General features: G+C 67.5%; 6 protein-coding genes. 2 read left to right on the top strand and 4 right to left on the bottom strand.

The features are described from left to right. Positions 1-491, bottom strand: a 491-nt coding sequence (locus FFS27_RS25235) for an ATP-binding cassette domain-containing protein (protein WP_137952273.1), incomplete at its 3' end; no start/stop codon positions are given. Then, entirely contained in the window at positions 488-1345 is an 858-nt protein-coding gene (locus FFS27_RS25230; RefSeq protein WP_003111582.1) for a putative selenate ABC transporter substrate-binding protein, read from the bottom strand. The genes FFS27_RS25235 and FFS27_RS25230, both read right to left, overlap by 4 nt. 148 nt (positions 1346-1493) lie before the next feature. On the opposite strand from FFS27_RS25230, the gene FFS27_RS25225 reads away from it, so the two are divergent. Next, a complete protein-coding gene (locus tag FFS27_RS25225) occupies positions 1494-2384 on the top strand; it encodes an NAD(P)-dependent oxidoreductase (protein ID WP_023100903.1) in 891 nt (296 codons plus the stop codon). 3 nt (positions 2385-2387) lie between these two features. Here FFS27_RS25225 and FFS27_RS25220 read toward each other — a convergent pair whose 3' ends face one another. Beyond that, positions 2388-4568 (bottom strand): putative bifunctional diguanylate cyclase/phosphodiesterase, encoded by a 2181-nt coding sequence (locus FFS27_RS25220; RefSeq protein ID WP_015502586.1) that lies wholly within the window; start codon positions 4566-4568, stop codon positions 2388-2390. Between the two features lie 337 nt (positions 4569-4905). Between FFS27_RS25220 and FFS27_RS25215 the strand changes: the two genes are divergently transcribed. Further along, positions 4906-6561, top strand: a complete 1656-nt coding sequence (locus FFS27_RS25215) for a phosphoethanolamine transferase (protein WP_003091675.1) — start codon at positions 4906-4908, stop codon at positions 6559-6561. A 68-nt stretch (positions 6562-6629) separates the two neighbouring features. Here the strand turns inward: FFS27_RS25215 and FFS27_RS25210 are convergent, their stop codons facing one another. After that, a complete protein-coding gene (locus tag FFS27_RS25210) occupies positions 6630-7085 on the bottom strand; it encodes a universal stress protein (protein ID WP_003091672.1) in 456 nt (151 codons plus the stop codon). Positions 7086-7160: the final 75 nt, after the last annotated feature.

Raw genomic sequence — 7160 nt, 5'->3', positions numbered from 1 at the left:
CGCTGGTAGAGCACCCGGGCGATGCCGACCCGCTGCAACTGGCCGCCGGAAAGCTGGTCGCAGCGCTGGAACAGCTTGTCGCCGAGATCCAGGCGTTGCAGCGCGTCGTGGGCGCCGGCGCGGTCCAGCGGATAGACCAGGCTGGCCAGGCTCTTCCACAGCGGCCACTGGCCGAGGCGTCCGGCCAGTACCGCGCTGACCACCCGCTGCCGTGGCGGCAGCGGCGGCGCCTGGTGGACCAGGCCGATGCGCGCGCGCAGGCGTTGGCGGGCGGCGGCGGATAGCGCCCAGGGCTCCTCGCCGAGCAGTTCGACACGGCCGGCGCTGGGCCGCCATTGGCTGGCGAGCACCCGCAGCAGGCTGGTCTTGCCGGCGCCGGAAGGTCCGATCAGGGCCACCCGTTCGCCGGCGGCCAGGCGCAGGCGGATGTCGGCGAGGGCGCGTTGGCCGTCGGCGTGGACCAGGTCCACGCCGTCGAGGCTCAGGCTCACTTCAGCAGGCCGGCGGCGCGTGCGGACTCCTCGATGCCCTTGTAGTTGTCCGGATTGGTCTCGATGAAGCGGCTGGCGGCCTGCAGGTCGAGGATCTCCTTGTCGGCCGGTTTCGCCGGGTCGAGGGCGAGGAAGGCCTGCTTGATCTTCTCGGCCAGGGCCGGGTCGAGGTTGCCGCGCACGGTCCAGTTGTAGTCGTAGTAGGTCGGCGTGGTGGCGAAGACCTTGACCTTGGCGGTATCGACCTTGCCGCTGTCCACCAGCTTCTGCCAGACCGAGGCGTTCAGCACGCCGGCGTCGACCTTGCCGGCCTGGACCCAGGCCGCGGTGGCGTCGTGGGCGCCGGAGTAGGCGACGCGGGAGAAGAACTGCTCGGGGACGATGCCGTCCTTCTGCATGAAGTAGCGCGGCATCAGGCTGCCCGAGGTGGAGGAGACCGAGCCGAAGGCGAAGGTCTTGCCCTTCAGGTCCTGCAGGGATTTCACCTGGGGATCGGCCGTGATGAATTTGCTGGTGAACTGCTGGTCCTGCTCGCGCTGCACCAGGGGGATGGCGTTGCCGGTCTTCAGCCGCGCCTGGACGAAGGTGAAGCCACCCAGCCAGGCCATGTCCAGGCGGTCGGCGGCCAGCGCCTCGACCACCCCGGCGTAGTCGGCCACCGGGACGAACTTCACCGGCATGCCGAGTTGCTTCTCCAGATAGGCGCCGAGCGGCTTGAACTTGCGCAGCAGTTCGGTGGGCGCTTCGTCGGGGATCGCCGAGACCTTGAGTTCTTTCAGGGCTTCGGCGTGGGCGAGCGCGGCGGACAGGGACAGGGCGATGCCGGCGGCGAGCGCCAGGGAGCGTTTCAACATGGGAGAGTTCTCCGGTTCAATGGCGGAAAAAACCCGGGGAGTATAGTGGTGCGCGGCCCGCTTGGGCAGCCGTCGCGGCGTTGCTCGCCGGCGCCTCGCGGGTAATATGGCGCTCCCCGTGCCCATTCGTTGCGTATTGGAGTCCGCCATGTCCGCTTCCCTGCCTTCCCTTGCCTTCGCCGGTCTCGGCCTGATGGGCGTGCCCATGTGCCGCCGGCTGCTGGCCGCCGGCTATCCGCTGGCGGTGTGGAACCGTTCGCCGGGCAAACGCGAGTTGCTCGCGGCCGAAGGCGCGAAAGCCGTCGAGGTCCCGGCCGAACTGGCCGCCGACGCGGAAATCCTGATGCTTTGCCTGGCCGATACCGCGGCGGTGCGCGAAGTGGTGTTCGGCGCCGGCGGCATCGTCGAGAACGCCAGGCCCGGGCAGTTGCTGGTGGACTTCTCCAGCGCCGAGCCGGCCGCCACCCGCGAGATGGCCGCCGAGCTGGAGGCGCGCTGCGGCGTGCGCTGGGTCGACGCGCCGGTCTCCGGCGGCACGCCGGGCGCGGAAAGCGGCAGCCTGGCGATCATGGCCGGCGGACGCGCAGCGGATATCGAGCGCCTGCGGCCGGTCCTCTCCCGGCTCGGCCAGCGCCTGACGCGCATGGGCGAGGTGGGCGCCGGGCAGGTGACCAAGGTCTGCAACCAGATGATCGTTGCCTGCAACGCCCTGGTGATCGCCGAAGTGGTGGCGCTGGCGGAGCGGGCCGGAGTCGACGCCAGCCTGGTCGCTCCGGCGCTGGCGGGCGGCTTCGCCGACTCGAAGCCGTTGCAGATCCTCGCCCCGCAAATGGCCGAGAGCCGTTACGAGCCGGTCAAGTGGCACGTACGGACCCTGCTCAAGGACCTCGATACCGCGGTGAAGCTGTCCCGCGAGCAAGGCGCGGCCACCCCGATGAGCGGGTTGGCCGCACAGCTGATGCGTCTGCACGGCAGCCAGGGCAATCTCGAACGCGATCCGGCGACCCTGGTGGAGCAATACCGGACCGCCGTCGAGTGAACCTCAGGCCTGGTTCAGGCTGCGCAGCGGCGGCGCGGCGTCGAAGCGGTAGGCGCGGAGGAACTCTTCCAGGGCCGCCAGCGGCAGCGGCCGGCTGAACAGGTAGCCCTGCACCAGCTCGCAATGGTTCTCCCGGAGGAACGCCAGTTGCTGCGGGGTCTCCACGCCCTCGGCGACGACTTTCAGATGGAGCTTCTGGGCCATCGCGATGATCGCCTGGGCGATTTCCATGTCCCGCTGCGAGGCGGGGATGTCCATGATGAACGAGCGATCCACCTTCAGCGCGTCCAGCGGCAGGCGGCGCAGGTAGGCGAGCGACGAATAGCCGGTGCCGAAGTCGTCGATCGACAGGCTGACGCCCAGCTCGCGGAGGCGTTCGAGCAGCGGGATGGTCTGGTCGATGTTGTACATCAGCGCGTCCTCGGTCACCTCCAGTTCGAGGAAGCACGCCGCCAGCCCTGCCTGCTCCAGCGCATGACGGACTTCGTCGACCAGGCTGGCCCGGCCGAGATTGCTGGCGCAGCAGTTGACCGCCACCCGCAGCCGTTCGTGGCCGGCCAGGTGCAGGCTGCGCAGGTCGCGGCAGGCGCGTCGCAGCACCCAGTCGTCGAGCTGGTCGATCATGCCGTTGGCTTCGGCCAGGCCGATGAAGCGGTCCGGACCGAGCAGGCCCTGGGTCGGATGGCGCCAGCGCACCAATGCCTCCAACTGGTGTACCTCGCCGTCGGCGAGGGCGAGGATCGGCTGGTAGTGCAGCTCCAGCTGGTCGTCGCGCAGGGCCTGGCGCAGTTCCTCCTCCATCTGCAGTTCCTGGGTCGCCCGCACCAGCAGTTGCCGGCTGAAGAACTGCGCGTTGTTGCGCCCGCAGGCCTTGGACTGGTGCAGGGCCAGGCCGGCGTTCTTCAGCAGCTCCTCGCACTGCTCGCCGTCGTTCGGGTAGAGGCTGACGCCGACGCTGGCGGTCATCACCAGGGTGCGCCCGTCCAGGGCGATGGGTTCCTTCATCTTCTGCATCAGGCGTTGCGAGAGGATGTGCGCCTCGTGGTCCTGGGTGAGGTCGGCGAGCACGCAGAACTCGTCGCCGGCGAAGCGCGCCACCACGTCGCTATCGCGCAACACGCTGCGGATGCGTTCGGAGACGATCTTCAGCAGCTCGTCGCCGGAGTCGTGGCCGAGGGAATCGTTGATCCGCTTGAAGTGATCGAGGTCGAGGAACATCACCGCCAGGCCCTTGCCTCTCAGGCGACAGTTCTCCAGGTGCTGGACGAACACTTCGTTGAATGCCGTGCGGTTCTGCAGGCCGGTCAGGCTGTCGTAGCGAGCCATCTGGCGCAGCGAGGCGTGGGCGTGGTCGAGCTGGTTGAGCAGGGCGTTGACCCGGCTGTTTTCGCTGAGCCGGCGCTCCCGTTGTTTCTCCGACCATGCGGCCCAGATGCCGCAGGCGGCGATGGCGCTGGCGAGCACTCCGGTGAGCCAGCCCAGGCGCAGCGAGTCGGCGCTGGCTTGCAGTTCCAGCGGCGTGCCGGCGGGTACGCTGAGCACCAGCGCGGCCATCCCGGTGAAATGCATGGCGGCGATGGCGCCGGCCAGCAGCAGGCTGGCGATCAGTTTCATGTAGCGGTAGCGCGCGCTGCGCCGGCCGCGCAGGTAGGGGACCGCGGCGAGGGCGGTGAAGGCGGCGCCGATGGCGATCAGTACCGAAAGGGCGAACAGCGATGGCTGGTAGTACTGGGTGGCCACCGAGCGCATCGCCGCCATCCCGGTGTAGTGCATGGCGGCGATGCCCAGGCCGATGCAGCAGGCGGCGAGCAGGCAGGGCAGCAGGCCGAAGCGCGGGCGGGCGGTCATGTACATCGCCAGGTACGAGGCGGCGACGGCGATCAGCAGCGACAGGCCGGTGATCGGCAGGTCGTAGCGCAGGGCGATCGGCGCGTGGAACGCGAGCATGGCGACGAAATGCGTGGCCCAGATGCCGCTGCCCAGGCAGAACGCCCCGACCCATTGCCAGCGGCGCGGGTGGCTCAGGCTGTTGCCGACCCGCTCGACCATGTCCAGCGCCGTGTACCCGGCGAGGCAGGCGACGAGGAAGGCGAGCGCCACCAGCGACGGAGAATAGGTGCAGTTCTGCAGCACGTAGCCGTCGACGGGAGACTCTCCGAGGAAGCGCAGGCCTTGCCAATCCATAGCGGTGTCTCCCTGGACACGGAAAACCCGCGGACGGCGCGGGCGCGGGCGCGGGCTGGGGATGGGGGTGGCATTGTGCTTCCAGTATAGATAGCGGGAGCCACCTGCAAGGTCGGCATGGAAGGAAGTCGCTGGCCGCCGACATACGGCCGGTTTCGGCATCTTCCCGGGGAGAAAAGGCATAGCTGAGCTTGTTCCGGCTCCATCGCCACGGGCATGATCGCTGCGCCCGCGAGGGCTCGCGAGGCTTCACGAAATTTTGACCAGGCGCCCGATAGAGTTCGGGCGCCCCGCCACGGGGGTGGCGGCGGTCCGTTACGTTTCAGGAGTTGCTTCAATGGGTGGGGGTATCAAGCGTTTCTTGCCGGCTATCGGTTCGACCCGGCTGGTGATGCTGTTCGCGCTGGTTCTGGTGGTGTTCTACAACGCGGCGACCTGGAAGGCCCTGCATGGCCTGGTGCCGCTGCAAGGCTTGAAGGGCTTCGCGTTCTTCGCTTCGTTCGCGGCGTTCCTGTGGGCCGCCTTCACGCTCCTGCTGACCCTGGTTTCCTTCCGCCCGCTGCTCAAGCCGGCCTTGACCCTGGTCGCCCTGTGCTCGGCCGGCGCGACCTACTTCATGGGTAGCTACGGCATCAGCATCGACACGGTGATGGTGCAGAACGTCTTCGAGACCAACGCCACCGAGGCCGGCGACCTGGTCAACCCGACCCTGCTCGGCTACCTGCTGCTGCTCGGTGTCCTGCCTTCGCTGCTGATCTGGCTCTGGCCGGTACGCTACCGGCCGTTCTTCCGCGGCCTGCTGAACAAGATCCTGACGCTGCTCGGCTGCCTGCTGATCGTCGCGGTAATGGTAGGCAGCTTCTATTCCACCTACGCGCCGATCTTCCGCGAGGAAGACAAGCTGACCCACTTCATCAACCCGACCAACTACATCTACGCGGTGGGCAAGTACGCCAAGCAGCGCCTGGTGATCAAGGAGCACCTGGTGGTCGAGCCGATCGGCCTGGACGCCCGCCAGGCGCCGGCTGCGCTGCAGCGACAGAAGAAATCGCTGCTGGTGTTCGTGGTCGGCGAGACCGCCCGTGCCGACCATTTCTCGCTGAACGGCTACGCCCGCGAGACCAACCCGGAGCTGAGCAAGCAGGACATCGTCAACTTCACCCAGGTCCGTTCCTGCGGCACTTCCACCGCGGTCTCGGTGCCCTGCATGTTCTCCCAGTACCCGCGCGAGGACTACAGCGACAAGAAGGCCAAGACCCACGAAGGCCTGCTGGACATTCTCCAGCGTGCCGGCGTGCAGGTGTTGTGGCTGGAGAACAACAGCGACTGCAAGGGCACCTGCCTGCGGGTGCCCAACCGGGACATCCCGAAGACCCAGCCGAGTCCGTTCTGCGACGGCAAGAACTGCCTGGACGAGTCGCTGCTGGTAGGCCTGCAGGAGTACATCGACGGGTTGCAGGACGACGCCATCATCGTCCTGCACTCCGATGGCAGCCACGGTCCCGAGTACTACGAGCGCTACCCGAAGGAGATGGAGCGCTTCCAGCCGGTATGCCGGACCAACCAGCTCGGCAGTTGCAGCAAGGAAGAGCTGGTGAACGTCTACGACAACACCATCCTCTATACCGACCACTTCCTGACGAAGGTGATCGAATTGCTCAAGCGGAATGCCGACAAGCGCGATACGGCGATGATCTACGTGTCCGACCACGGCGAGTCGCTGGGCGAGAATGGCGTCTACCTGCACGCGGCGCCCTATTCGATCGCGCCCCAGGCGCAGATCCACGTGCCGATGGTCATGTGGTTCGCCCCGCAGGCGCTGGGCAACTGGGGCATCCAGCGCAGTTGCCTGGACGGCAAGCGCGACGACAAGGACCTGAGCCACGACAACCTGTTCCACTCGGTGCTCGGCCTGCTGGACGTACAGACTTCGCTGTACCAGCCGGCGCTGGACATCTTCGCCAGTTGCCGCGCGCCCAGGGCAGCCCAGTGAGCGACGGGGGCTGAAAGAAAAAAGGCCGTGGAGGATTCCCCCCACGGCCTTTTTCGTCGGCTTTCGCCTTATTTGTCGCGGACCAGCAGGACCGGACGCGAAGCCACGCGGATCAGGCCTTCCGCCACGCTGCCGAGCATCAGGCGGCGCATGCCGCGACGACCATGGGTGCCCATGACCACCACGTCGGCATCGCTGGCCTGGGCCTCGAGTTCGATGCGCTCGGCGATTTCCTCGCTGGCGCGCTCCTGGCAGACGCGATCGAAGGTGGCGCCTTCGACGTTGCTCGCCTCGACCTTCTCGCGGGCCTTGGCCAGGACGTCATCGGCGGCTTTCAGCGCGGCTTCGCGCAGCGGCTCGGGGTTGTAGTACACCGCGTAGTCGGGAAGGTGGCGCAGCGGGCTGTCGACGATGGTGATGACGCGCAGCTTGCCGCCGCTGAGGCCGGCCAGCTTGATGGCCTCTTCCAGGGCGCGGTCGGAGACCGGGCTGCCGTCCACGGCTACCAGAATGCGATCGTACATAAGGTGTCCCTCCAGAGTGAGTGTCCGCCCGCCGGGCGTTCTTGAAACTTCAAGGACACTGTAGACCCTCGCGGG

Source organism: Pseudomonas sp. 2VD, assembly GCF_005503585.1.
GTDB lineage: Bacteria > Pseudomonadota > Gammaproteobacteria > Pseudomonadales > Pseudomonadaceae > Pseudomonas > Pseudomonas aeruginosa.
This window is presented reverse-complemented; position numbering and strand designations above follow the sequence as displayed.

What these genes read in the sequence shown, in the direction of transcription:
- FFS27_RS25230 (WP_003111582.1), bottom strand. Translation starts at nt 1,345, where the DNA reads ATGTTGAAACGCTCCCTGGCGCTCGCCGCCGGCATCGCCCTGTCCCTG.
- FFS27_RS25225 (WP_023100903.1), top strand. Translation starts at nt 1,494, where the DNA reads ATGTCCGCTTCCCTGCCTTCCCTTGCCTTCGCCGGTCTCGGCCTGATG.
- FFS27_RS25220 (WP_015502586.1), bottom strand. Translation starts at nt 4,568, where the DNA reads ATGGATTGGCAAGGCCTGCGCTTCCTCGGAGAGTCTCCCGTCGACGGC.
- FFS27_RS25215 (WP_003091675.1), top strand. Translation starts at nt 4,906, where the DNA reads ATGGGTGGGGGTATCAAGCGTTTCTTGCCGGCTATCGGTTCGACCCGG.
- FFS27_RS25210 (WP_003091672.1), bottom strand. Translation starts at nt 7,085, where the DNA reads ATGTACGATCGCATTCTGGTAGCCGTGGACGGCAGCCCGGTCTCCGAC.